Origin of the sequence: Celeribacter neptunius, from assembly GCF_900113955.1 — a bacterium.
In the GTDB taxonomy this organism is placed as follows: domain Bacteria; phylum Pseudomonadota; class Alphaproteobacteria; order Rhodobacterales; family Rhodobacteraceae; genus Celeribacter; species Celeribacter neptunius.
On record NZ_FORH01000003.1, the window covers coordinates 132337 to 156156 of the forward strand.

Annotated in this window: 22 protein-coding genes; 10 read left to right on the forward strand and 12 right to left on the reverse strand. The window is 61.7% G+C overall.

Annotated features, from left to right (window positions below; all coding sequences use genetic code 11):
• Positions 1-2: 2 nt before the first annotated feature.
• Genes BM151_RS09420 through BM151_RS09430 form a run of 3 tightly spaced genes read left to right on the forward strand, consistent with a single transcriptional unit; the run spans position 3 to position 4192 of the window.
• Complete coding sequence (locus BM151_RS09420; RefSeq protein WP_090060333.1) at positions 3-1013, forward strand: glycosyltransferase family 2 protein; 1011 nt, start codon at positions 3-5, stop codon at positions 1011-1013.
• Positions 1014-1025: 12 nt separating this feature from the next.
• Entirely contained in the window at positions 1026-3260 is a 2235-nt protein-coding gene (locus BM151_RS09425; protein WP_090060335.1) for a glycosyltransferase family 2 protein, read from the forward strand.
• The gene (locus tag BM151_RS09430; protein WP_090060337.1) at positions 3257-4192 is read left to right on the forward strand and encodes a hypothetical protein; all 936 of its coding nucleotides are present in this window, start codon (positions 3257-3259) and stop codon (positions 4190-4192) included. The genes BM151_RS09425 and BM151_RS09430 overlap by 4 nt, the downstream gene beginning before the upstream one ends.
• Before the next feature lie 139 nt (positions 4193-4331).
• On the opposite strand, the gene rpe is transcribed toward BM151_RS09430, so the two are convergent.
• Positions 4332-5042, reverse strand: a complete 711-nt coding sequence (gene rpe, locus BM151_RS09435; protein ID WP_425429537.1) for a ribulose-phosphate 3-epimerase — start codon at positions 5040-5042, stop codon at positions 4332-4334.
• 197 nt (positions 5043-5239) lie between these two features.
• On the opposite strand from rpe, the gene BM151_RS09440 reads away from it, so the two are divergent.
• From BM151_RS09440 to BM151_RS09450, 3 genes are all read left to right on the forward strand, one after another.
• Positions 5240-6082: a helix-turn-helix transcriptional regulator gene (locus tag BM151_RS09440; protein ID WP_090060339.1), complete on the forward strand. Its 843-nt coding sequence runs from the start codon at positions 5240-5242 to the stop codon at positions 6080-6082.
• A 72-nt stretch (positions 6083-6154) separates the two neighbouring features.
• Positions 6155-7195, forward strand: coding sequence for a deoxyribose-phosphate aldolase (deoC, locus tag BM151_RS09445; protein WP_090060341.1), 1041 nt, complete (start codon positions 6155-6157; stop codon positions 7193-7195).
• A gap of 25 nt (positions 7196-7220) precedes the next feature.
• Positions 7221-9554, forward strand: a complete 2334-nt coding sequence (locus BM151_RS09450) for an aldehyde dehydrogenase family protein (RefSeq protein WP_090060750.1) — start codon at positions 7221-7223, stop codon at positions 9552-9554.
• A 36-nt stretch (positions 9555-9590) separates the two neighbouring features.
• Here the strand turns inward: BM151_RS09450 and BM151_RS09455 are convergent, their stop codons facing one another.
• The 4 genes from BM151_RS09455 to BM151_RS09470 form a co-directional block, all read right to left on the reverse strand.
• Positions 9591-9938, reverse strand: a complete 348-nt coding sequence (locus BM151_RS09455) for a hypothetical protein (protein ID WP_090060342.1) — start codon at positions 9936-9938, stop codon at positions 9591-9593.
• 344 nt (positions 9939-10282) lie between these two features.
• The gene (locus BM151_RS09460) at positions 10283-10918 is read right to left on the reverse strand and encodes a DUF1523 family protein (RefSeq protein WP_090060344.1); all 636 of its coding nucleotides are present in this window, start codon (positions 10916-10918) and stop codon (positions 10283-10285) included.
• Between the two features lie 13 nt (positions 10919-10931).
• Positions 10932-11198, reverse strand: coding sequence for a hypothetical protein (locus tag BM151_RS09465; protein WP_090060346.1), 267 nt, complete (start codon positions 11196-11198; stop codon positions 10932-10934).
• A gap of 111 nt (positions 11199-11309) precedes the next feature.
• The gene (locus tag BM151_RS09470) at positions 11310-11819 is read right to left on the reverse strand and encodes a hypothetical protein (RefSeq protein ID WP_090060348.1); all 510 of its coding nucleotides are present in this window, start codon (positions 11817-11819) and stop codon (positions 11310-11312) included.
• Between the two features lie 203 nt (positions 11820-12022).
• Between BM151_RS09470 and BM151_RS09475 the strand changes: the two genes are divergently transcribed.
• On the forward strand, positions 12023-12595 hold the full coding sequence (locus BM151_RS09475) for a hypothetical protein (protein ID WP_245781162.1): 573 nt from the start codon (positions 12023-12025) through the stop codon (positions 12593-12595).
• Between the two features lie 23 nt (positions 12596-12618).
• On the opposite strand, the gene BM151_RS09480 is transcribed toward BM151_RS09475, so the two are convergent.
• Positions 12619-13863, reverse strand: a complete 1245-nt coding sequence (locus tag BM151_RS09480) for an aminotransferase-like domain-containing protein (RefSeq protein ID WP_090060352.1) — start codon at positions 13861-13863, stop codon at positions 12619-12621.
• A gap of 176 nt (positions 13864-14039) precedes the next feature.
• On the opposite strand from BM151_RS09480, the gene BM151_RS09485 reads away from it, so the two are divergent.
• Positions 14040-16205 carry an esterase-like activity of phytase family protein gene (locus tag BM151_RS09485; RefSeq protein WP_245781163.1) on the forward strand — a complete coding sequence of 722 codons (2166 nt, stop codon included), beginning with the start codon at positions 14040-14042 and terminating at the stop codon, positions 16203-16205.
• 95 nt (positions 16206-16300) lie between these two features.
• Here the strand turns inward: BM151_RS09485 and BM151_RS09490 are convergent, their stop codons facing one another.
• The 5 genes from BM151_RS09490 to BM151_RS09510 all read right to left on the reverse strand — a co-directional run bounded on the left by BM151_RS09490 (position 16301) and on the right by BM151_RS09510 (position 21704).
• The gene (locus BM151_RS09490; RefSeq protein ID WP_090060355.1) at positions 16301-16783 is read right to left on the reverse strand and encodes an Hsp20 family protein; all 483 of its coding nucleotides are present in this window, start codon (positions 16781-16783) and stop codon (positions 16301-16303) included.
• Positions 16784-16966: 183 nt separating this feature from the next.
• Positions 16967-17740 (reverse strand): trypsin-like serine peptidase, encoded by a 774-nt coding sequence (locus BM151_RS09495; RefSeq protein WP_245781164.1) that lies wholly within the window; start codon positions 17738-17740, stop codon positions 16967-16969.
• A gap of 87 nt (positions 17741-17827) precedes the next feature.
• Positions 17828-19120 (reverse strand): glycolate oxidase subunit GlcF, encoded by a 1293-nt coding sequence (gene glcF / locus BM151_RS09500; protein ID WP_090060359.1) that lies wholly within the window; start codon positions 19118-19120, stop codon positions 17828-17830.
• Positions 19120-20271: an FAD-binding protein gene (locus BM151_RS09505; RefSeq protein WP_090060361.1), complete on the reverse strand. Its 1152-nt coding sequence runs from the start codon at positions 20269-20271 to the stop codon at positions 19120-19122. The genes glcF and BM151_RS09505 overlap by 1 nt, the downstream gene beginning before the upstream one ends.
• Positions 20268-21704, reverse strand: a complete 1437-nt coding sequence (locus BM151_RS09510; RefSeq protein ID WP_090060363.1) for an FAD-linked oxidase C-terminal domain-containing protein — start codon at positions 21702-21704, stop codon at positions 20268-20270. Before BM151_RS09510 ends, BM151_RS09505 begins: the two co-directional genes overlap by 4 nt.
• Before the next feature lie 90 nt (positions 21705-21794).
• Between BM151_RS09510 and BM151_RS09515 the strand changes: the two genes are divergently transcribed.
• Positions 21795-22508 (forward strand): DUF599 domain-containing protein, encoded by a 714-nt coding sequence (locus BM151_RS09515; RefSeq protein WP_342714563.1) that lies wholly within the window; start codon positions 21795-21797, stop codon positions 22506-22508.
• Positions 22509-22512: 4 nt separating this feature from the next.
• Here BM151_RS09515 and BM151_RS09520 read toward each other — a convergent pair whose 3' ends face one another.
• Positions 22513-23115 carry a TetR/AcrR family transcriptional regulator gene (locus tag BM151_RS09520; RefSeq protein WP_090060365.1) on the reverse strand — a complete coding sequence of 201 codons (603 nt, stop codon included), beginning with the start codon at positions 23113-23115 and terminating at the stop codon, positions 22513-22515.
• 117 nt (positions 23116-23232) lie between these two features.
• On the opposite strand from BM151_RS09520, the gene BM151_RS09525 reads away from it, so the two are divergent.
• The gene (locus tag BM151_RS09525) at positions 23233-23802 is read left to right on the forward strand and encodes a carboxymuconolactone decarboxylase family protein (protein ID WP_090060368.1); all 570 of its coding nucleotides are present in this window, start codon (positions 23233-23235) and stop codon (positions 23800-23802) included.
• Positions 23803-23820 lie beyond the last annotated feature (18 nt).

Here is a 23820-nt window from a genome sequence, read left to right on the forward strand (position 1 = left end):
GCGTGAAGACACTCGCGATCACATGCATCCGCGACGAAGGGCCATGGCTGCTCGACTGGCTCGCCCATCACAGGGCTGCAGGGTTTTCGCATTTTCTCATCGCCTCGCATGACTGCAGCGACGGCTCGGGCACGCTGCTCGCGGCACTCGACAAAGCCGGCCACGTCACCCATCTGCCCTTTACCCCCGAGGGCGAGAAGTCCTACCAGTGGCAGGCGCTCAAGAAACTCTCGAAACATCCGCTCTACAAACAGGCCGATCTGGCGCTGTTTTTTGACGTGGATGAATATCTGTGTCTCGAAGGAGAGACGCTCGGCGATCTGTTGCCCGAGGCGGCGGAGGCCATGCCGCTGCGCTGGCATCTTTTCGGCAACAGCGGCATCGGCAGCTGGGATGATCGACCGGTCACCGAGCGTTTCACCCGGGCCGCGCCCGACGAGATCGCCCTGCCATTGGCGCATTTCTTCAAGACCCTGCACCGTCCCGCGGCGTTCAAGGGGCTTGGCGTGCACCGCCCCAAAAGCGACAAGGACAAGCCGGCGCATTGGCTCGCCGCCACCGGCAAACCGCTCTCGCCCGAGTTCGCCGCCCAGCAATCGCGGATCAACCTGTTCGGCCTGCCCTCGAAAGGCGAACGCGCCTGGCTCAACCATTATTCGGTGCGCTCGGTCGAGGAATTCATTCTCAAGACTCTGCGCGGCCTGCCCAACCGCATGGAAAAACATGTCGGCGCAGGCTATTGGGCGGAGCGCAACTTCAACACCGAAGAGGATCAGCGCATCACGCCGATGGCGCAAGCGGCAAAGGCCGCGCGAACAGAACTCTCGGAATTCGACGATCTGCACGCACAGAGCCTTGCCCATCACCGCGCCCAGCTCAAAAAGCTGACCGCACGGCGCGATGTCGTCGAACTCATGTGGCAACTGACACTCATGGCCGGCTCGACCCCACCGGGGCCGACACAACTCGCCGCCCATCTCAAACGACTTAAGGGGCTTTCAACGGAAAGCTGACAAGAACAGACTATGGCACGACTGATACGGCATAGATTGAACGCTCTCGAGCTCGGCCCGGCCCGGCTTCTGGCTTCCGTTCTGGGCACCGAAGGACAGGTTGACCTGTTCTTTTCCCATGACAGCCACCTGTCCGAAGTGGTGGCGGAAAATCTGCTCCACACGCCCGAGATCAAATCCGTCGGCGGTGCCCCCTGGGTCCGGGGGCAGATGCGCGATGGCGGGATCACGGCCTATTTCAACGGTGAGTTGCGCGAGATCCGGCCCGAGGCGCCGCAACCCGAATGGCTTGCCGGACGCAATGTCGCGCTCGCCACCCGCAACGATGAAAGCGCCCGGACGGTGCTCGACTGGCTGGCCTATCATGCGCGCCATCAGGGGATGAACGGCGCCGTGATCGTCGACCGGGCCGGTCCCAAAGAGGATGCGAAATTTGCCGAGGCGATCGCGGCCGGGCTTGCCGCCGGGGGCGACCTCGCCGAGATGCATGTCCTGCTGGTCAGTGCCGACACGCCTCTGGGCGCGGCCACGAACCCGTCGGAACATCACCCCTACATGACGCCCGGCGCGCCGGGCAAGGACCGGATGGAAGTGCCCGATCCGGATCCCTGGACCGCGCCTTTGTCGGATGTCCTGATCTATGAGGCGCTGCGACATCTGTTCCTCGCCGAGGCGCGTGCAGTGGCCAATATCGAGGTCTACGATCTCATTCCCCGCGATCCGCGCGACACGATTTTCGACATGGCGCAAAAGGCCGAGGACGGCGTGGTGCAGCTTGTCGGCCAGCAATGCTACCCGTGGCGGGTGCGCGAGGAGGACGAAACCCGATTTGCCGATCATATCTGTGTCCAGTTCGACGAGAAGAAACGCCGTGGGCGCTGGTGCGCCTCGATGGCCGCCCTGCCCGAGGATGCCGTGTTCCGGCTGGTACGCGTCGGCGGGGTCGACCCCAAGCTGTTCTACCGCTTCTATCGCCACATGGGCCTGCGCCATCAGGCGCCCACCGTGTCGAAACTGGTGCCGAAAGCCTCGCTGATCCATCACAGACCGCTGATCGAGATGGCCGAGCGCGAATGGGGCCACAAACCGATTTTCATGCCCGAGGAAGAGGTGGCGCCGCCACCCAGAGGCGACAATTCGGTCGCCATCGTCACCTGCATGAAAAACGAAGGCCCGTTCATTCTCGAATGGCTGGCCTATCACCGGGCGATCGGCATCGAGGGTTTTCTGGTCTATACCAATGACTGCACGGACGGCACCGACACCTTCCTCGACCTGTTGCAGGACAAGGGGCTGGTGCAGCATCGCGACAACAAGTTTCAGGGCACGGGCCTCAAACCGCAGCACCACGCGCTGCAACAGGCCGAGAGCGAACCGGTGATCACCGGGAGCGACTGGGCGATCTCGATGGATGTCGACGAATTCCTCAATATCAAGGTCGGCGACGGCACGATGAAGGCGCTCTTCGACGTGGTGCCCGATGCCAATCTGATCTCCTGTACCTGGCGGCTGTTCGGCAATAATGACGTGCATGGCTATGAGGATCGCTTCCTGATCGAGCAATTCTCGAGCGCGGCCCCGGAGTTTGCCAACAAGCCGCATCAGGCCTGGGGGTTCAAAACCCTGTTCAAGAATGTCGGTCTGTTCAAGAAGCTCGGCGTGCATCGTCCGAAGGGGCTCAAGCCGCAGATCTGGGACAAGATCCGCTGGTACAATGGCTCCGCGAAACCGATGCCCGAGGGGGAATTCCGCAATGCCTGGCGCTCGAATGCCGCGACCTATGGCTATGACGTGGTGCAGCTCAACCATTACGCAGTGCGCTCCGCCGAGAGCTTTCTGGTCAAACGCGACCGCGGCCGGGTGAACCATGTGGACCGCGACCAGGGCCTTGCCTACTGGTTCCGCATGAACAACAATTTCGAACATGAGCCCTCGATTCAACGGATGATCCCGAAGCTGCAGGAAGAATACGACCGGCTGCTCGCGGACCCGAAGATCAGGGCCCAGCACGAGGCCTGCGTGAAGGCCCATCGCGACAAGATCGCAGAGCTGCGCGCGACGGAAAACTACAGCAACTTCTACGCCGAACTGACCGGCGCACGGATGGAGAAACTCAGCCGGCTGCACCGGCATTTCGGGGCGAACGTGTTCCTCAACGGCCCACAATGCGTGCCCGACGAGATCGTCGCACGCGCGCCCGAGGAGGACTTCTTTTTCACTGTGGAACGGGGGGAGACCGCACATTGACCGAAACACAGACAGCCCCCGGACACCCCAATACGCCCACATGGGTCAATCTGCATATCGGGGTCCATTTTACCGCCAACGGTTACCTGCCTGAAAATGTGCAAGAAAACGAAGAGCGGCTGAAAGCCAACGGGATATATACCCCGACCATGCGCCATGCCCGCGCGGTCATTCTGAGCATGCTCGAACAGCTCGACGGCTTGCCGCCGATCAAACCTGAAGAGGAGGAGGTCATGATGCGTTTGCTTGGCCAACCCTCAGCGGGAAAACTCTTCTTGTCGGACGACCGTTGGTCCGCCTCCCTGCGCGACAGTTTCTCCGGCGACATGCTCTACAGTGAAATTGCCGAGCGGGTGGCCCCGGTAACGGAACTTTTTGCCTCGTCCGATCTGCAAATCAGCCTGTCGCTGATCAACCCTGCGGTTTTCCTGTACAACAGCCTGACCTCGGGCACGGCACAATCCCGCATTCAGGGCTTCCTCGAGCGTGTCGATCCCGAGACCCTGCGCTGGCGGGACACGATCGCCGCGCTGCGCAGCGCCGTCCCTGATGTCCCGCTTCTGATCTGGTGTGAAGAGGACGCACCATTGATCTGGCCACGGGTGCTGCACAAGCTTTTCAACCTGTCGGGCGATCAGCCTCTGACCGGCGCACTCGCCCCTTTGCGCCCATTGCTTGAGGATGAAGGTTTCATCCGGCTCGACGCCTATCTCCGGAGCCACCCGCCAGAGACGCAAGCGCAATATGAGCAGGTGATCCTGCTGTTTCTCGACAAATACGGCAGGCCGGACGTGCTCGCCCCACGATGCGATATCCCCGGCTGGGACGACATCGACATCGAGGCGGTCAGCGCCCATTACGAGGAAGACATCGCCGAACTGGCTCAGAGCGAGGGTATCACCTTCCTGCTGCCGGGGACGCAGGCGGAATAAGCAGAACCTCCGAGAAAGGGAGGATAGGGTCCAGGTCTGCTTTGCGGACTTTCCTGCCGTTCACTTCCGGCGCGGAACAAGGCGAAGCCGCCGCCCCTGCGCTTGAATATCCCCAAAAGACTCAAAACCACCAAATGGCTCAGCGCGCGCCTTCCGCAGCGGCCCGGATCGCCCGGATATTCTCGCCATAGGGCGCCGGGTTCGCGACGGAGCCGCCTTTGAACACCGCAGAGCCCGCGACCAGCGCATCGGCACCGGCGGCCGCCACCAAAGGCGCGGTGGACGGATCCACCCCGCCATCGATCTCGATATGGATCGGGCGATCGCCGACCATCTGGCGCAGCTGTTTGACCTTCTCGATCTGCGAATGGATGAATTTCTGCCCGCCGAAGCCGGGGTTCACGGTCATCACACAGATCAGATCGACCATATCGAGCAAGTATTCGACGCTCTCGGCCGGGGTCCCCGGATTGAGCGCCACACCAGCCTTGGCACCATTGGCACGGATCGCCTGCATGGTACGGTGAATATGCGGACCGGCCTCGACATGGGCGGTGATGATATCGGCGCCAGCCTCGGCGAAGGCCTCGATATAGGGATCGACCGGCGAGATCATCAGATGCACATCCATCACCGTCTTGATATGCGGGCGGATCGCCTTGCACATCGCCGGACCGAAGGTCAGGTTCGGCACGAAATGCCCATCCATCACATCGACATGGATCCAATCCGCGCCCTCGGCCTCGACGGCTTCAATCTCACGTCCGAAATTCGCGAAATCGGCAGCAAGAATCGACGGGGCAATCTTGATCGAGCGATCGAAGGACAGGAGGGAGGTGGACGAACTCATGGGGCGAATCCTCATTCTGGCAGGGTTGCGCTGCTCCTAACCGGTTTCCCGCCCCCTGTCACGCCACAGTCACGTGCCACAGTCACGCCTCCCGCTCTGCTCGCGAATTCGGCAAAGTGCATCGAAGATACATTTTTTCACGAATTTGGATCAGAAGGCATGCGGAACCGGCCACAACCTGTGGTAATATCTCGTGCATGACGAAAGTGATTTTACGCCAAGCAGATATTCTCACGAAGGGAGAGGAATTTCATTTTTCTCGCTCTGTCCTGTCGCGTTCGCGACCTAAAGCACTGCACGATCAGGATTATTATGAAATTTTCTGGCTGCACAATGGCCGCGCCCGTCTGGTCACGGAAGGCGGCAAGATGGATTTGACCGAAGGGGATCTGGTGTTTCTCGCCCCCGGCCTGCCGCATGCGCTGCAAGGCCTGGGTGAAGAAAGCCATATCGCCAATGTGATTCCCCGCCGCAAACGGATCAAGGATCTGGTGACGCGCTTCCCGGAAGTATCACAGTTCTTTCCCGAGGCCGGCTCCCTGCCCGTTCAGGTGCATCGCGACATCCGGCATCTGGCGCAATTGTCGACCGCGGCCAAATCTCTCGAAGCCGCGCCGCGCACGACGCTCTATCTCGAAGCCTTTCTGATTCCGCTGGTCGCAGAGCTGAGTTTCGAGGCCCGCGAAGAGGCCGCCAGCATTCCCGCCTGGCTCTCCGAGGCGCTCTTGCGCGCCGAAGACCCGGCGGTGTTCCGCGATGGCGCCGCAGGGCTGGTGGCGCAATGCGGCAAGGCCCATGCACATGTCGCCCGCACCATGCAGGCCCATCTCGGCCAGACGCCTTCGGATTACATCAACCGGCTGCGCATGGATTACGCCGCGCGGCAATTGAAAGGCACGCCGGATTCGCTCTCGGAAATCGCCACCGATATTGGTATTCACAATATGAGCCATTTTCATCGCCTGTTTCGTGCGCGTTTTGACATGACGCCGCGACAATATCGGGTGAAACACCAAAAAGGTGTGGTCCAACCGATTTGACCAGATGGTCAATGATTGCCAAAGCTGCGCTTCCGTGCCAGCTTGCGGGCCGAGCGACAACGGAGCCAATCGATGAGCACAACAGACTTGACCCCGACCGGCACAAATGTGGCCGGGGACACTGCGCATTTGCCGCAGATCACGCCCCAGACCCATGAGCCGCGCAATCCCGGCATGGCGCTCGATCTGGACATCGTGCGCGGGCAACAGGTGAACACGTCTGCCGTCGAACGCCGCTGTGCCACCCTGCCCGGGCGCCGGTCGGTGAAAAAGGACCATCAGGCAGCCTGGTTGTTGAAAGCCATCACCATGATCGATCTGACCACGCTGGCGGGCGATGACACGGCCGGCCGGGTCAGACGGCTCTGTGCCAAGGCGGCCCATCCGGTGCGGCAAGACCTGCTGGACGCCATGGGCATGGGTTCACAATCCCCGACCAGGATCACCACCGGCGCGGTCTGTGTCTATCACGACATGATCGAACCCGCGGTCGCGGCGCTCGACGGTACCGGCATTCCGGTCGCCGCCGTCTCCACCGGTTTTCCGGCCGGGCTGTCGCCGTTCCATCTGCGGGTGAAGGAGATCGAGGAGAGCGTCAAGGCCGGTGCGAAAGAGATCGACATCGTGATCTCACGCCGTCATGTGCTCTCGGGCGATTGGCAGGCGCTCTATGACGAGATGGCCGAATTTCGCGCCACCTGTGGCGAGGCCCATGTCAAAGCCATTCTGGCAACCGGCGAACTCGGCTCCCTGCGCAATGTCGCCAAGGCGTCGCAGGTCTGCATGATGGCCGGCGCCGATTTCATCAAGACCTCGACCGGCAAGGAAAGCGTCAATGCCACCCTGCCCGTCTCGCTGGTGATGATCCGCGCCATTCGCGATTACTATGCCCGCACCGGTTACCGCGTCGGTTACAAGCCGGCGGGTGGGATCTCGAAAGCGAAAGACGCGCTGGTCTATCTGTCGCTGATCAAGGAAGAGCTGGGCAACCACTGGTTGTCAAATCATCTGTTCCGCTTCGGTGCCTCCTCGCTTCTGGGCGATATCGAACGCCAGCTGGAGCATCACGTGACCGGAAACTATTCCGCCTCCTGGCGTCACGCCATCGGTTAAGCCCCCCGCGAGAAGGATCAAAATGATGACCGTGAAAGAGATTTTCGAAACGATGGATTACGGGGCAGCACCGGAGAGCGCGGCAGAGGCCTTGGCATGGCTGGTGGATGGCGGCGACCGCTTCGGCCATTTCATCAATGGCGCGATGACGGACCCCGGCGAGGTCTTCGAAGCCAGGAACCCGGCCACCGGCGAGACCCTGGCGCATCTGACACAGGCCACCGAGGCCGATGTCGATACCGCCGTCGAGGCCGCCCGCAAGGCCCAGGCGAAATGGGCCAAATCCGGCGGCAAGGCACGCGCCAAGGTGCTCTATGCGCTGGCCCGTCTGGTGCAGAAACACGCGCGGCTCTTTGCCGTCCTCGAGACGCTCGACAATGGCAAACCGATCCGCGAGAGCCGCGACATCGACGTGGCGCTGGTGGCCCGGCATTTCTACTATCACGCGGGCATGGCCCAACTGATGGATGAGGAATTGCCGGACCGCGAGGCGCTTGGCGTCTGCGGTCAGATCGTGCCGTGGAATTTCCCGCTCCTGATGCTGGCCTGGAAGGTCGCCCCGGCGATTGCCATGGGCAACACCGTGGTGCTGAAACCCGCCGAATACACCTCGCTCACGGCGCTTCTGTTTGCGCAGATCTGTCAGGAAGCGGGCGTGCCGAAAGGCGTCGTCAACATCGTCACCGGCGACGGCGCCGTGGGCGAGATGATCGTCAAACATCCGGGCGTCGACAAGATCGCCTTTACCGGCTCCACCACCGTCGGGCGGCGCATTCGCGAAGCTACGGCCGGATCGGGAAAATCTCTGACCCTCGAGCTCGGGGGCAAGTCGCCCTATATCGTCTTTGAAGATGCCGACATCGACAGCGCCATCGAGGGGCTGGTTGACGCGATCTTCTTCAATCAGGGCCAGGTCTGCTGCGCCGGTTCGCGCCTGCTCGTTCAGGAAGGCATCGCGGAAGACTTCCACGCGCGTCTGATCGACCGCATGGCAAAGCTGCGCATCGGCAATCCGCTGGACAAATGCATCGATGTCGGCGCCATCGTCGATCCGGTGCAATTGCAGCGCATCGAAGGTCTGGTGTCGCAAGGCGGTTCTGAGGGCACGGTGCATCAGCCGGTGAAAGCGCCGGAGGGCTGTTTCTACCCGCCGACGCTCATTTCCGGCCTGTCGTCCTCGTCGCTGTTGATGCAGGAAGAGATTTTCGGCCCGGTTCTGGTCTCCACCACCTTCCGCACCCCCGCCGAGGCGGTACAGCTCGCCAATGACACGCGCTATGGTCTCGCGGCCTCTGTGTGGAGCGAGAATGTCAATCTGGCGCTCGATATTGCCCCGAAACTGGTGGCGGGCGTGGTCTGGGTCAATGGCTCCAACATGTTCGACGCGGCGGCGGGCTTTGGCGGTGTGCGCGAGAGCGGCTTTGGCCGTGAAGGCGGCTGGGAAGGGCTCATGGCCTATACCAAACCGGCAGGCAAAGCCGTGGCTGTGAAACCCGCGAAAGCCCATGCGAAACCCGACACGATCGAGGTTCTGGGACTGGATCGCACCGCCAAGCTTTACATCGGTGGCAAACAGGCACGGCCCGATGGCGGCTATTCCCAGGCGATCTACTCGCCCAAGGGCAAGCTTCTGGGCCACAGCTCGATTGCCTCGCGCAAGGACATCCGCAACGCCGTGGAAGCGGCGCAGAAGGCCCAGGGCTGGACCAAGGCCACGGCGCATAACCGCGCGCAGGTGCTGTATTTCATCGGAGAAAACCTCTCGGCCCGCGCCGAGGAATTCACCTCCCGGATCAAGGATCTGACCGGCACGACCGAGGCGAAAGCCAAGGCGGAAGTCGAGGGCGCGATTGACACGCTCTTCACCTATGCCGCCTGGGCCGACAAGCTCGACGGTGCCGCAAAACCCGTGCCGATGCGCGGCGTGGCCCTGGCAATGAACGAGGCTGTCGGCGTCATCGGCGCCTTCTGTGACGACCGTCCTCTGGGCGGGCTGATCGATGTGATCGCGCCGGCGATTGCCATGGGCAACCGCGTCGTGGCGGTGGCCTCCGAAGCCTATCCGCTGGCCGCCACCGATTTCTATCAGGTGCTCGACACTTCCGACGTGCCCGCCGGCGTGGTCAATATCCTGACCGGACCGCATGACGGCCTCGCCGCCACCATGGCCGGGCATATGGATATCGAGGCGGTGTGGAGTTTCTCAAGCGCCGCGATTTCCGAGGTGATCGAACGCGAGAGCGCCGGCAACCTGAAGCGCACATGGGTGAACAACGGCATGTCCCGCAGCTATCCGGCGCGGGACTGGCTGGCGCAGGCGACCGAGGTCAAGACGATCTGGGTGCCCTACGGAGAGTGAGCCCAATGGGCTCACCTCACCGGCTGATATCTCGGCTCACTTGTAGATCACCGGGCAGATATATTTGTCATAGACCCAACCGCGCGGGCCGGAGTAGCTCTCGTCCTGCAACCCCTTGAGTACGATGACATCGCGCCAGCCGGAGCCAGTGTCCGGCTCCATCGACAAGAGAAACGTGTCGGGCGGCAGCTTCATGATCCGGTCGCAACCACTGCCCGTGCATTCGCGCAGGGCGAGGAAATTGTCGCCATTGGGATCAAGGCGGCAGGTGACGAAATACTCCCCGGAATAGGGGATCGCCGGGGTGGCAGAGAGCACAGCCACGACCACGAGGCCGAGACCTAACCCGTTCCGGCCAGTCGATTTACGGGTTTTGGAAAACATCGAGATCCTCCTCACATACGTCCGCGCGAGGCTCTTGTAGCCTGCGCCGCGTGAGCAGGCCTTGATCTGGCCCCTTTCCTGCAAAGCGGGACATCTGTGCCGCGGGACCAAGAAGACCTTCGCACTCACTGACGCGAGCCGTGACAAGCCTGCCCGTGGGGTGGCGCCATGACGCATGAGGTCTGCGCTTTATCCCGACCAAATCCGCGAAAGCTCAATCTCTTGCGCGTCTGCGACAATGCGCCAGCCCGCCAGAACGGTCCGGCGCAGGCGCGGCGGCTTCGCCTTGTTCCGCGCCGGAAGACGAATGTCCCCTCGGGGCTCGACCCGGCCCGACCCTCCGCTCAGCGCTTGAACCAGCCTTTGATCTTGTCGATCGCGCTGTCCTTTTTCTCGTCGGCGGCTTCCAGCACGTCTTCGACATCCTCGACCAGCGGATCGATGGTGCGTTGACGGAATTGCTGCCACATCCGGTAGAGCGTCACGATGAAGACGAAGAGAAGCGTCAGGATGATGATATTCGCCCAGGGGATGATCCGCGCATCGGGGCCGGAGACCTGTTTGATGCCGACGGCATTGGGGAAGATCGACAGCAGTTGCGAGCGCCAGCCGTAATGCGTCACTGAGATCCATTCGGGATTGTCCTTGGTCGAGATCGCATCATTGGCCTCGGTATAGAGATTCGCCGTGTCGAATTTGAAATAGGGCGGCCAGCCCCAGCCGGTGTCTTCGTTGCGATAGACAATCGACTTACCGTTGGGGCGCACCGCCTGAATGAATTGCACGTCGCGGGTGGCATTGCCGGTGGTGGAGCCATTGTCCGTGCCCTGCCAGAACATCGTGGTCCAGCCCGAGAGATCCTGCCGTTCCTCATAGGTATTGACGACGCGCACGATGTCGTGCTGCGGCAGGGTGTAATGCAGGAAACTCCCGATAAAGAGCAGGATCAAAGCGATCAGGGTCCATTTGACGTAACGCATCGGGTGTGGGTCCTTACATGAAATTCGAGACGTAGAAGATCGCGGCAAAGACGATCAGCGGCAGGATATAGACGAGAAGCAAAAGCTTTGGCCGGAAAGAGCGCTCATAGGCTTTGATCCCCTCTTCCACATAGGCATCGCGCTCGCCAATGGAACCCTCCTCCTCCCACTCATGTTCAAGACGTTCGCGGGTCAGCGAGCGGATGTAGATCGACAACAGCCCGTAGAGCAGGGTCAACAGCACGAAACCGATGATCAGAAATCGCAAGAAGCCGAGCATGGCGCCCCCAGTGTCATGGCCAAAGTCACGGCCAGTGTCATGGCCGGAACGAAGCCCGGCGCATCGCGGTTACCTTAGCCGCAGCGCCGCGAAAGCGCGAGACGGGAATCGTCAGATATCGCGCGACTTGGAGCTCTCAACCGGGGTGTGTCTGAACAGGACATCTTCGGGAGCGGCTTCGCTGCCCTCTTCGGTTTCGCGGGCGTTGCTCTCGGAGGGGGCGTCCGGGCGCTCATCCGCCGCGGCCTTCTCTGCGCCTTGTTCCATGCCATCTCGCGACTTGAGCCCCTCGATCCGGCGCGCCAGGCTGTACCAGGCCAACAGCAACAGCGGCACCCAGATCAGCGAGGCCATGGCGGCGCGCCGGATCAGGAACCAGAGGAAATGTCCCGGATGGGACACGAGGCTCCGCATCATCGGGCTGCCATTGACCTGATAGAGCACGGCAAAAAGCGCACCGCCGAGAAGGAACAGGCCCAGAGCGCTGAACAGCACCGAGACCGCGAGACGGCGTTGCGAACGGGTGCCCCCCGGGGTCAGCAGGAACGGCAGCCCTACGGCACAGAGCGCGATCAGAATGACCGGCAGGGCAATGCCGCCCAAAACACCCGTATGACCCATGGGAACCTCTTTCTGGAACCTCTTTCTCGAAACAGGACGAGTGTAGCAGCCTCGCCTTACCTTGCAATGAATCCTCCCGGATGCGGGGACGCAAGAGACATCTCGCCGCTTTCAAGGGCCAGAGACATCGGCACCGAATTCTTCCCCTTGTCCAAGATGGGCAAAACGCGTCTCATAAAGGGGCCATATACGGAGGAAGTGCCATGCAAAACCCCATGAAACTCGTCCCCCTTGTCACCAGCGCTGCGCTGGCCCTGACGGTCACCGCCGCCGCGGCCGATGAGGTCTCCGACACGCTCGAGAGCGCGCTCAAGGCCTATGGCGACGGCGATGTCGCCTATGCGCTCGAGGAACTCGACTATGCCAAACAGCTGATGCAGGAGATGCAGGCCGGTGCCCTGTCCGACTTTCTGCCAGACGCCCCCGAGGGCTGGAGCGCGGAAGAGGATACGGATGCCGCAGCCGGCTTTGCCATGATGGGCGGCGGCACCGCCAGCGCCCGGCGCTATTCCAACGACGCCGGCGAGGAGTTCACCATCACCATCGTCGCCGACAGCCCGATGATCGCGATGATGGGCGGGATGATCCAGAACGCCGGCGCCATGGGCATGAAAATGGTCCGCGTCGGCCGCGAGAAATTCCTCGACAACGAGGGCGATCTCTCCGCCCTGATCGAGGGCCGCATTCTCGTTCAGGCCTCCGGCGAACCGAGGGACGTCATCCTGCCGCTCCTGGAAGGCATCGATTACCGGGCGCTGGGACGGTTCGGCTACTGAGCCCCCCGCCCCCGGCGGATGATTTAGAGCTGGGAGCGGATCACCGATCCGAGCCTGGCGATACCCTCTTCGATCTTGGCTGCCGCCGACATGGAGAAATTGAGCCGCAGCGTGTTGCGGTTCGAGCCATCGGCAAAGAAGGCCGCACCAGGCACAAAGGCGACATTGGCCTTCAACGCCTCCTGCAACAGCTCGGCCCCGTCCATATCCGTGGGCAAGGTGACCCAGACGAACATGCCGCCATCGGGGTTTGTCCAGGACACCCCTTCGGGCATGTGCCGCTCCAGCGCGGTGAGCATGGCCGTCAGCCGTCCGCCATAGACCTCGCGCAGCGTCGCCACATGGCTGTCGAAGACGCTGTGCGCCACCTCGCTGATCGCGATCTGGTTGATCGTCGCGGTCTGCAGATCGCCAGCCTGCTTGATCAGCACCATCTGGCTGATCACCGGCTTGGCGGCGACGACCCAGCCGACCCGAAGCCCCGGCGACAGGGTCTTCGAGAAGGACCCGAGATAGATGGTGCGACAGGCGTCGATATCGCCCTTGTCCTCGAGTTCCAGGGCCAGGATCGGTTTGATCACCTCACCGCGATAGCGCAGCTCCTGATAGGCGGCATCCTCGATCACCGCGCAATCCAGAGCCTCGGCCCGGGCCAGCACCGTACGGCGTTGCTCTTCCGAAAGCGTGATGCCGGTCGGGTTGGCGAAATCCGGCGAGAGATAGGCGAATTTGACCTGGCCACCGGCCTCCTCGGCATCCGCCAGCACAGCCTCGACCGGGCGGTTGGTCTGCGGATCGATCCGGTCATAGCGCGGCTCATAGGCGTTGAACGCGCCCAGCGCGCCCATATAGGTCGGCCAGGTGACCAGCGCCGTATCGTCGGGATCGATGAAGATCTTGCCGATGTAATCCAGCGCCTGCTGCGAGCCGGCGGTGATCAGGATATTGTCCCGCGAACAGCTGATGCCGTAGCGCGACATATAGCCCGCGATCCAGTCGCGCAGCGGCGTGTAGCCTTCGGAGGTGGAATATTGCAACGCCACCGAGGCGGCCTGTTCCCCTGTCGCCTTGACCATCGCCTCGGCGAAGGCTTCGCGCGGGAAATAGGCCGGATCGGGAATGCCACCGGCGAAAGAGATAATGTCCGGCTGATCCAGAAGTTTCAGAAGCTCGCGAATTTCCGAGGCTTTCATCCGTGTGGTGCGATGCGCAAAGAGCGCGGTCAACCGCTCCGAGGTGGTTGGGGAGGTTTTCTGGTTCAGACTCATGACATTCTCCATTCAGAGACCCGATGTCGCGCCTTTTGGGAAATATGTCAATGCGACTGACATAATACGTGAAGCACAGGGGCTTTACGAAAATGATACAAAACCGTCATCCAGACGACATTTCCTTTCGCCAAATGCGACGCAGCGATCAAGAAAATTTGACGAGGGACTTCTCGATGAAACCGAACCTGCTGCTGGCAGCCTCCGTGCTCGCGCTCTCCGCGACCACGGCGCAAGCCGAAATGAATTTCAACCGCATCGCCTCTTTCGCCACCCCGGACAATATGGCCGAAGGCGAAGACAAGGCGCGCGAGACCTCTGCCGAGATCATCTGGGCGTCGCAAGACGGCATGACGCTGATCTACACCGACAGCCCGCTGGGCGTGGTCGGCCGGATCGACATCACCGATCCGAAAAAACCGAAACCGCTGGGCAACACCGATGTCGGCGGCGAGCCGACCTCGGTCACCGTGATCGGCAACACCGCCTATGTCGCCGTCAACACCTCCGAGAGCTACAGCAATCCGGGCGGCAAGCTCCTGTCCCTCGATCTCGCGACCGGTGAAATCACCGCGACCTGCGACCTTGGCGGCCAGCCGGATTCCACCGCGCATGACCACGCCGGCAGCTTTGTTGCCGTGGCGATCGAGAACGAGCGCGACGAGGATGCGGGTGATGGCCGCGTCGGTCAGATGCCGGCCGGTTGGGTGTCGAAAGTCTTTGTCGAAAACGACCTCCCGATCTGCGACACGATCCAGAAAATCGACGTGACCGGTCTGGCCGAGATCGCGCCCGAAGACCCGGAGCCGGAATTCGTCGACGTGAACTCCTTGGGCGAAATCGTCGTCACCCTGCAGGAGAACAACGAAATGGTGGTGATCGGCGCCGATGGCACCGTGATCAATCATTTCTCCGCCGGGTCCGTCGACCTGACCCGCATCGACACCGAGGACGAGCGCGCCGCGCTGATCTTTGATGGCGAACAGAAGGGCCGGTTGCGCGAACCCGACGGGGTTCAGTGGCTCGATGACGCACATTTCATGATCGCCAATGAGGGCGACATGGACGGCGGCTCGCGCGGCATCACCGTGTTCAAGAAGGACGGCACCGAAGTCTTCGAGAGCGGTTCCGATTTCGAGACCGCGGTGATTCAGGCCGGCCACTACCCGGACAAACGTTCGGACGCCAAGGGCGTCGAGCCGGAAGGCATGGAATTCGCTGTTTTCGGTGGCACGCCTTACGCCTTCGTGCTGGTCGAGCGCGGCTCCACCGCCCAGGTCTATGACGTAACCGACCCGGCCAACCCGGTTCTGAAACAGACCCTGCCCTCCGGCATCGCCCCGGAAGGCGCCATTGCCATCCCCGAGCGCAACCTCTTCGTCACCGCCAACGAGGCCGACCTGATCGAAGACGGTGGCGCGCGCGCCCATGTGATGATCTACGAGTATCAGGACGCGCCGGCACAATACCCGACGCTCACCTCCGCAGGCGCTGATGAGTTGATCGGCTGGGGCGCGATTTCGGGCATGGTCGCCGATGACGATGGCATGATCTACGCGGTCAACGACAGCTTCTACGGCTATCAGCCCTCCATCTTCAAAATCGACCCGTCGCAGACCCCGGCGAAAATCACCGATGTAATCCGCGTCACCCGCGCCAATGGCGATGCGGCACAGAAGCTCGACATGGAAGGCATCACGCTCGACGGCAAGGGGGGCTTCTGGGTCGCGTCCGAGGGCCGCACCGACCGCGTCATCCCGCATGCGCTTTACAATGTGAACGCCAAAGGTGTGATCAAGAAAGAGATCGGTCTGCCCGCCGAGCTTCTCAACAACGAGGTGCGTTTCGGTTTCGAAGGCATCACCAAGGTTGGGGACACGCTGTGGATGGCGGTTCAGCGCGAATGGAAAGACGATCCGAAAAACACCGTGAAACTGGTCGCCTATAACATCGAGAGCGGCGAATGGGGCGCAGTGCGCTACGAGAAAGCCGAGCCGGAAAAAGGCTGGGTCGGCCTCTCCGAGATCGACTATCACGACGGCTATTTCTACGTCATCGAACGCGACAACCAGATCGGCGCCAATGTGGTGACCAAGAAGATCTATCGCATCGCCGAAGACCAGATGGTGCCGGCGCCGCTCGGTGGCGATCTGCCGGTGGTCGCGAAAGCAGAAGTCCGCGACCTGATCCCGGATCTCGAAGCCTATAACGGTTATGTCGTCGACAAGATCGAAGGCCTCGCGATCACCAAGGATGGCGAGATCTTCGTCTCCACCGACAATGACGGCGTGGACGACAGCTCCGGCGAGACCTTCTTCTGGTCCATCGGCAAGGCCGAATAAGACCGGCCTAGGCTGCTCTTTAAAACACCGAACGCCCGCCAATCCGGCGGGCGTTCTCTATTCTGTGAGAAAGCTCTCAGAGCGTTTGGAAAGACTCAGACCTCGACGGTCTCACCGTCATTCTCGATCACCTTGGTCTCGACCGTATTCGGTCCGGCGATCTCGATCCGGCGCGGTTTCAGTGCTTCCGGCACTTCGCGTTTCAGATCGATATGCAGCATGCCATTCTCATGGCTGGCGCCGGTGACTTTCACATGTTCGGCGAGGGTGAAGCGGCGCTCGAAGGCGCGGGTGGCGATGCCGCGATGAAGATAGGTCTTCTCCTTCTCGGCCTCCGAATCGGCTTTGCGCGCGGCCACGATCAGCGCGTTTTCGCGCTGTTCGATGGCGATATCCTCGGTCGAGAACCCGGCCACGGCCAAGGAAATGCGCCAGCCATCCTCGGCGGTCTTCTCGATATTATAGGGCGGGTAGCTGGGTTGGCTGACATCCTGGGTCAACACCCGGTCCATCAGGTCGGCGATCTGGTCGAAACCGACGGTGGCACGGTACAGCGGGGCAAGATCAAAATTACGCATGGGTATCCTCCATTGAGCGATCGTTCGCGTTTTCAAAGGCCTTCCCGCAATTGGGACAGGCAGATGCCGGACCCTTCATAGGCATCCGACATTCTTGAATCTGGGAAGGAGGAAACCGGGTTTCAAGGGGCTCGCAACCGCTTGGCCCGACGCGCCCAGTTGCGCGCCCGGGCACTCGCGCTGCTACTCGCCGAGCGTACCGACGACGAATTCCGTCTCCGACAGGTGCGGCAAGGGCTCGAGCGCGGCCTTTTTATAGCTCGAGCGCCCGCTCGCGGCCAATTGCAGCAGATCCGACAGCGATCCGTCGAGCGAGGTGCCAACCGAAACCTTGCTGCCCTGAAACCGCGCCTTGGCCGAGATCACCGAGACGATCCGCGGCGCGGCGCCGCTCATGTCGAAAATCGGCGCGCCCGATGAGCCGAAATCCACATCACAAGAGGTGACGAGGACACCGCCCTGACGTGCCACCACATGACAGACCTCTTGCAGCGAGGCGCTTTCGGCCCGGTCATGCGCATAGGACACCACGCCCACCGACTGGCCTTTCTGCGGGCGTCCGGACGTCGCGAAAGGCCGGACGGCAGCCGTCCTGACCGGCTGATCCAGCTCGATCAGCGCCACATCATTGACCAGACGGTCATGCAGGTCATCGGTGTTCAGCGAAAACCCGGGATGGACATAAATCGCCCGGCCCTTGCTCTGCGCCTGCGCCTGACCATTGCGCCAGCCAGCCTTGAACGTCACATCCTGCGGACGATGCGGTGTGTGACTGTAGATATCGAACATGCAATGCGCGGCCGTCAGCACCAGACGGTCTGTGATCAAGGAGCCGGTGCAAAAGCTGCGCCCGGCGAAATCCAGACGCCCGACGGCTTCCCAGCCACGGCTGTCCGCGCCGGATCGAAAAGTTTTCAATCCGCTGTCGGCAAAAGCCTGCCCCGCAAACAGGAGCATAAAAAAGATCGTAAGCAATTTTCTCATAGTTGGTCCCCAAACCCACTAATAACCCGAGAGCAGACCTAAAAAGGGTTCAGGGCGTCATTATGTCCGATTCGGGACCAATTGGGGCGGTTTTGGGCCACCTGTTGCCCAATCGAGGACTTGAACCGTATGAACAACCGGCACCTCCCCGCCTGATTTCAACTGCATGATGCAGCCAATATTGCCCGCGACTACTATATCTGGTGTTGTCTCTAAAATTCTATTTAATTTATTATTTTTTAAAACTTTAGAGATTTCAGGCTGCAGAAGGTTATAGGTTCCGGCCGATCCACAGCACAAATGGCTGTCGCGCGGCTCGACCACCTCGAATCCCACGCGTTTGAGCAGGTCCTTGGGATAGCTCTTGATTTGCTGGCCATGCTGAAGCGAACAGGCCGCATGATAGGTCACGCGCAGATCCTGCTCGCCTTCGGGCAGGTCGAGTTTGATCAGCACTTCGGAAATGTCTTTCGCAAGCCCGGCAATCTTCGCGGCGGGCTCTGCCAAGTCCGAAGTGCGGAACATATGGCCGTAATCCTTCACCGTGGTGCCGCAGCCCGAGGTGTTGATGACAATCGCGTCGAGCCCGTCGCCATCGATCTCGTGCGTCCAGGCGCGGATATTTTTTTCGGCCAGCGCATGGCTCTCCGCCGCCTTGCCCATGTGATGGGTGATCGCACCGCAACAGCCCGCACCTTTCGCCACGACGACATCACAGCCCAGCCGGGTCAGAAGCCGGATCGTCGCATCGTTGATATCGGTGTCGAGCGCCTTTTGCGCGCATCCCGTCATCAGCGCGACACGCATCTTGCGTTCACCTTCGGCCGGAAAGACCTGAGCATCGTCGTTGCGCGACACCGGCGGGATCTGCGCCGGCGCCATCTCCAGCATGGCCTTGAGGCGCGGATCGGGCAGCAGGTGCCGGAACGGTTTGGCGATCTTGGCGCCCAAAAGCGCGATCCTGAACCGCGACGGATAGGGAATGATCTTCGCCAAGGTCCAGCGCAGCAGCCGATCCATCAACGGGCGCCGATAGGTCCGCTCCACATGCGCGCGCGCATGGTCGATCAGATGCATGTAATGCACGCCCGAGGGGCATGTGGTCATGCAGGACAGGCAGGAGAGGCAGCGATCCAAATGCTTGACCGTCTTCGCATCGGCGGGCCGGTCGTTTTCCAGCATATCCTTGATCAGGTAGATCCGCCCGCGCGGGCTGTCGAGCTCATCGCCCAGGACCGCATAGGTCGGGCAGGTCGCGGTACAGAACCCGCAATGCACGCAGGCGCGCAGGATCTCGTTGGCGCGGGCAATGCCGGGGTCTTTGAGTTGATCGGAGGTAAAATTGGTTTGCATCAGCCCATCATCCCGCGATTGAATTTTTGATCAGGATCGAATTTCTGACGCAACCCGGCGGCAAGCCGCGCCGTCACCGGATTATCCGAATGAAACACGCCGAGCCTGCGCTTGGTCGCATCCGAGGCACGGATCAGCGTGGCATGGGCTTTCGTCCCCGTGGCGGCCATTTTCGCGCGCAGGTCGCTCCCCGCCTCGGTCAAAAGCCAGAGCCTGTTGCCGCCCCAGTCATAGATCACATCCAGGGGGTCCAGGGCCTGAACCAGTGCCGCCGCTTCCGAGGGTTTGACGGAGACACGCCAGACATCGCCCCCGGCTGCGTGGAACCGGGAGACATCGCGGATGGCTTGCCAGATCCCGGCGTTCGCCGTCGCATCCCAGAGAATATCACTGTCGCCAAAGCGTTTGAGCGCCTCTTGCAGCGCCCCCATGCGATAGCGCAGGGAGTTCTCGAAACCTTCAAGCCGGATCAGCGTGCGTGATGCGCCCCCTGCCCCGTCTTCGCGCAGATGCGCAGCGCCGGTGACGTCGAACGGCGTGCCGAGCGCGGTGGAGAGCGCCTGCACGGCCTCGGCCTCTCCCAGCCCTTCGATCATCAGCGTGGCGCTCATTTCGGGAATTGGCGCCACCTTAAGCGAGACCTCGGTGATCAGCCCGAGCGTTCCATGGCTCCCGGCCATGAGTTTCACCAGATCGAGCCCGGTGACGTTCTTCATCACCCGCCCGCCGTTTTTCACCACCTGTCCGCGCCCGTCAATGAATTCGACACCGAGGCAGAAATCGCGACAGGCGCCGACACCGACACGGCGCGGCCCGGAAAGGTTGCCGGCCAGCACGCCACCGATGCTCGGCGCGCCCGCGCGGCCCAAGAGCCCACGCATATCGGGCGGCTCGAAGGCCAGACGCTGGTTCTCGCTGGCGAGCACCGCCTCGACCGTCTCGAGCGGCACACCCGCCGCCACGGTGAGCGTAAGAGCGCTCGGGTCATAATCCCAGGCCTCTCCCGGTGCGCTCAGCGCCACACCGTCGGCCAGCCCGATCCGGCTGGTGCCCTGGCCGCAACAGAGAAACGGCCCGCCCGCACGGATCTGGTCGGCAAGACGATCCCGCTCTTCGAAATACCCGGCATTGCGCGCCGCCAGAATGCTCATCCATCCGCCCTCCGGCTGTCGCTCACATGGAGCGGAAAGACCTTGGCCGGGTTCAAGAGCCATTTCGGGTCGAACACGTCTTTCACCGCCATTTGCGCCTCGAGATCCGCGGGTGCGAATTGATGGGTCATCAGATCGCGTTTCTCGACCCCGACCCCGTGTTCACCGGTCAGACAGCCGCCGACATCGACGCAAAGCTTGAGGATTTCGGCGCCAAGCGCCTCGGCGCTCGCCAACTGTCCCGGCTCATTGGCGTTGAACAGGATCAGCGGGTGCATATTGCCATCGCCGGCGTGGAAGACATTGCCGACCATATGGCCGTATTCTTCGCCCAGCTCGCCGATACGTTTGAGAACATTGGGCAATTCACCGACCGGGATGGTGCCGTCGAGACAGATGTAATCGCCCATCTGCCCCATCGCGCCAAAGGCCGATTTGCGACCGAGCCAGATTCGGGCGCTTTCATCGGCGCTCTGGCTCTCGCGGATTTCCACCGGGTTGTGGCGCTCGGCGATCCCGATGATCCGGGCGAGCTGATCGGCAATCTCCTGTTCCGAACCCTCAACCTCGACGATCAGCAGCGCCTCGCACTCCGGGTAGCCCGCCTTGGCGAAGGCCTCGGTGGCGCGGATGATCGGCCGGTCCATGAATTCGATCGCCACCGGGATGAGACCGGAACGGATGATATCGGCGACACAGGCGCCGGCCACCTCATTGCTGTCAAAACCCATGAGCACGGGCCGCGCGCCTTCGGGCTTTGGCAAAATGCGCAGCGTCGCTTCGGTGACCACGCCCAACTGCCCCTCGGAGCCGCAAATCAGCCCCAAAAGGTCAAGTCCGGCGGCCTCCATCTCTGCCCCGCCGATCTCCACCACCTCGCCATCGGCCATCACCATGGTGACCCCCAGGAGATTGTTGGTGGTGACGCCGTATTTCAGACAATGCGCGCCGCCGGAGTTCATCGCGATATTGCCGGAAATGGCGCAGGCCAATTGGCTCGACGGATCGGGGGCGTAGAAGAACCCGTCGCTCTCGACCGCGCCCGTCACGGAGAGATTGGTCATGCCGGTCTGCACCCGGATGTAGCGGTCTGGATAGTTCACCTCCAGGACCTCGCGCAGCCGCGCCACGCCGAGGATCACCGAATCGGCGGTGGGCAGAGAGCCGCCGGCGAGCGAGGTGCCCGCACCACGCGGCACCACCGGCACCCCCATGTCATGACAGATCTTCAGGACAGCGGAGACCTCTTCGGTACTGGCGGGCAGGACGGCCAGCAAAGGCGCACAGCGATATGCGGTCAACGCGTCGCATTCATAGGCCTTCACCTCTTCCGGGGCATCGATCACCGCGTCATGGGGCAGCACCGCCCTGAGACGGGTCACGAGCTCGGGTTTCCGGGCCAGAACCCCCGGCTTCGGGACAGGCATCTCCATGGTGATCTCCTCACACAGGCCGCGGTGCGGCCGCTCCTCGCATTGGTAATTTTTTAGAACCAATTTTTGGATGTGACAAGGGGCGGGTGGTTGCGTAATGCTGCGCTCATGGACCTGATCGATCAGCTACGCTATTTCACCCCGCTCGATGTCATCGCCGTGATCTATCTGATCGCGGCCTGGATGGTGCTTGGGTATATCATCGAAACGCCACCGAAATCACGAATCTCGACATCCGTTCTGGTGGCGCAATACCGCCGCGGCTGGATGGTACAGATGACCACCCGCAAGCCGCGAATTTTCGATGCCACCATCTTGTCGACCCTGCGCGAGGGCACGAGCTTTCTCGCCTCGGCCTGTCTCATTGCCATCGGCGGCGGCATGGCGGCGATTTCCAATGCCGAACGCCTGAGCGATGTTGCCAGCGAATTGGCGCTCGATACGCCGCGGGTGATCTGGGAGGTGAAGATCCTCTTGGCGCTGTTCTTCGTCACCAACGCCTTTCTGCGCTTCATCTGGTCGAACCGGCTGTTCGGCTATTGCGGCGTGGTCATGGCCTCGACCAGCAATGACGAGGCCGACCCGCAGGCCCTGCCGCGGGCGCGCAAGGCCGGCGAGCTGAACATCACCGCGGCACGGGCCTTCAACGCCGGATTGCGGGGGATCTATTTCGCCCTGGGGGCCTTGGGGTGGCTGTTCGGGCCCGGGGGCCTTCTGGTGGCGACAACGCTCACCATCGTGATCCTGTTGCGCCGCGAATTCTGGTCGAGTTCGCGCCAGATCCTGATGCGCGAAGACGCGTAGCGCATCACGCCGCCCGCCAGGACAGCGCCTCGATTCCGCGCGCGATGTCCTCGGCCACCTGTGCCACCCGGTCTTCGGTATTGATGCGCTGCGCATAGGCGCGCAATCCGATCAGCTCCGTCTGCAGTCGCGCCGCCAGTCGCGCCGGATCGGCCTCGGCCGGCAATTCGCCCTCCGCCTGCGCGGCCCGCAACACCTCGGTCAGCGTCAATTCCATGCGGTCGATCAGCTCTTCGGCCAGGCCGCGGAGCGACGGATCGTCGTCCGGCATCTCGAGAATGGTTTTCACCAACATGCAGGCACGCGAAGGCACCTCACCGCGGTTTTGCCCGCCCAGCTGACGGACGTAATTCGCCAACGCACCGAGCCGGGAGCCGCCCCCCGCCAGGACCTCCGACAATCCGCCCTGCGACTGGCCGGAATAGAGGCGCAGCGCTTCGGCAAAAAGCCCTTCCTTGGACCCGAAGGCTGCATAGATCGAACCGGGTCGCATATCGAGCGCCTGTTCCAGATCTTTCAGAGAGGTCGCATGAAACCCTTTGGCCCAGAACAGGTCCATTGCCGATTTCAGCACCTTGTCCCGGTCGTAGCTTGCCTGTCTTGCCATAACTCGCTTCTTCAAGTTTGAGTGATTGCTCAAAATATATCTTGAGCAATCGCTCAAGTAAACTAGCATCGCCTCACTCTTAATTGAGCAACCGCTCAAGAATCAGAAGGATGAGAAATGATCGACTTCACCGCTCACACGATTGACTCCGCCCCCGAAGACAGCCGCGCCACGATGGAGGAGGTCAAATCCGCCTTCGGTCGCGTCTCCGGGCTGATCGCCGTCATGGCCGAAGCCCCCGCTTTGGCAAAAGCCTATTGGCAGATGCATCATATTTTCATGAAGGAGACCACCTTTGACAAAGACGAGCTCACCGTCGTCTGGCAGACCATCAATGTCGAACATGAATGCCATTATTGCGTCCCCGGCCACACCGGCATCGCGAAGATGATGAAGGTCGATGACGCCATCACCAATGCCTTGCGCGATGAAACCCCGCTGCCGAACGCCCATCTCGAAGCTTTGCGGACCTTCACGCTTCAGGTCGTGCGTCAACGCGGCAAGGTCACCCAGGAGCAGATGCAAGCCTTTGTCGACGCCGGCTATACCAAGCGCCAGATCCTCGAGGTGCTGGTCGGAACGGCCCAGAAGGTGATGTCGAACTACACCAATGCCATCGCCGAAACGCCGGTCGATCCGGCGATGCAGGCCTATGCCTGGAAAAAGGCCACGCCCGCACTGGCGTAAGCCTCAGAACGAAGGCAG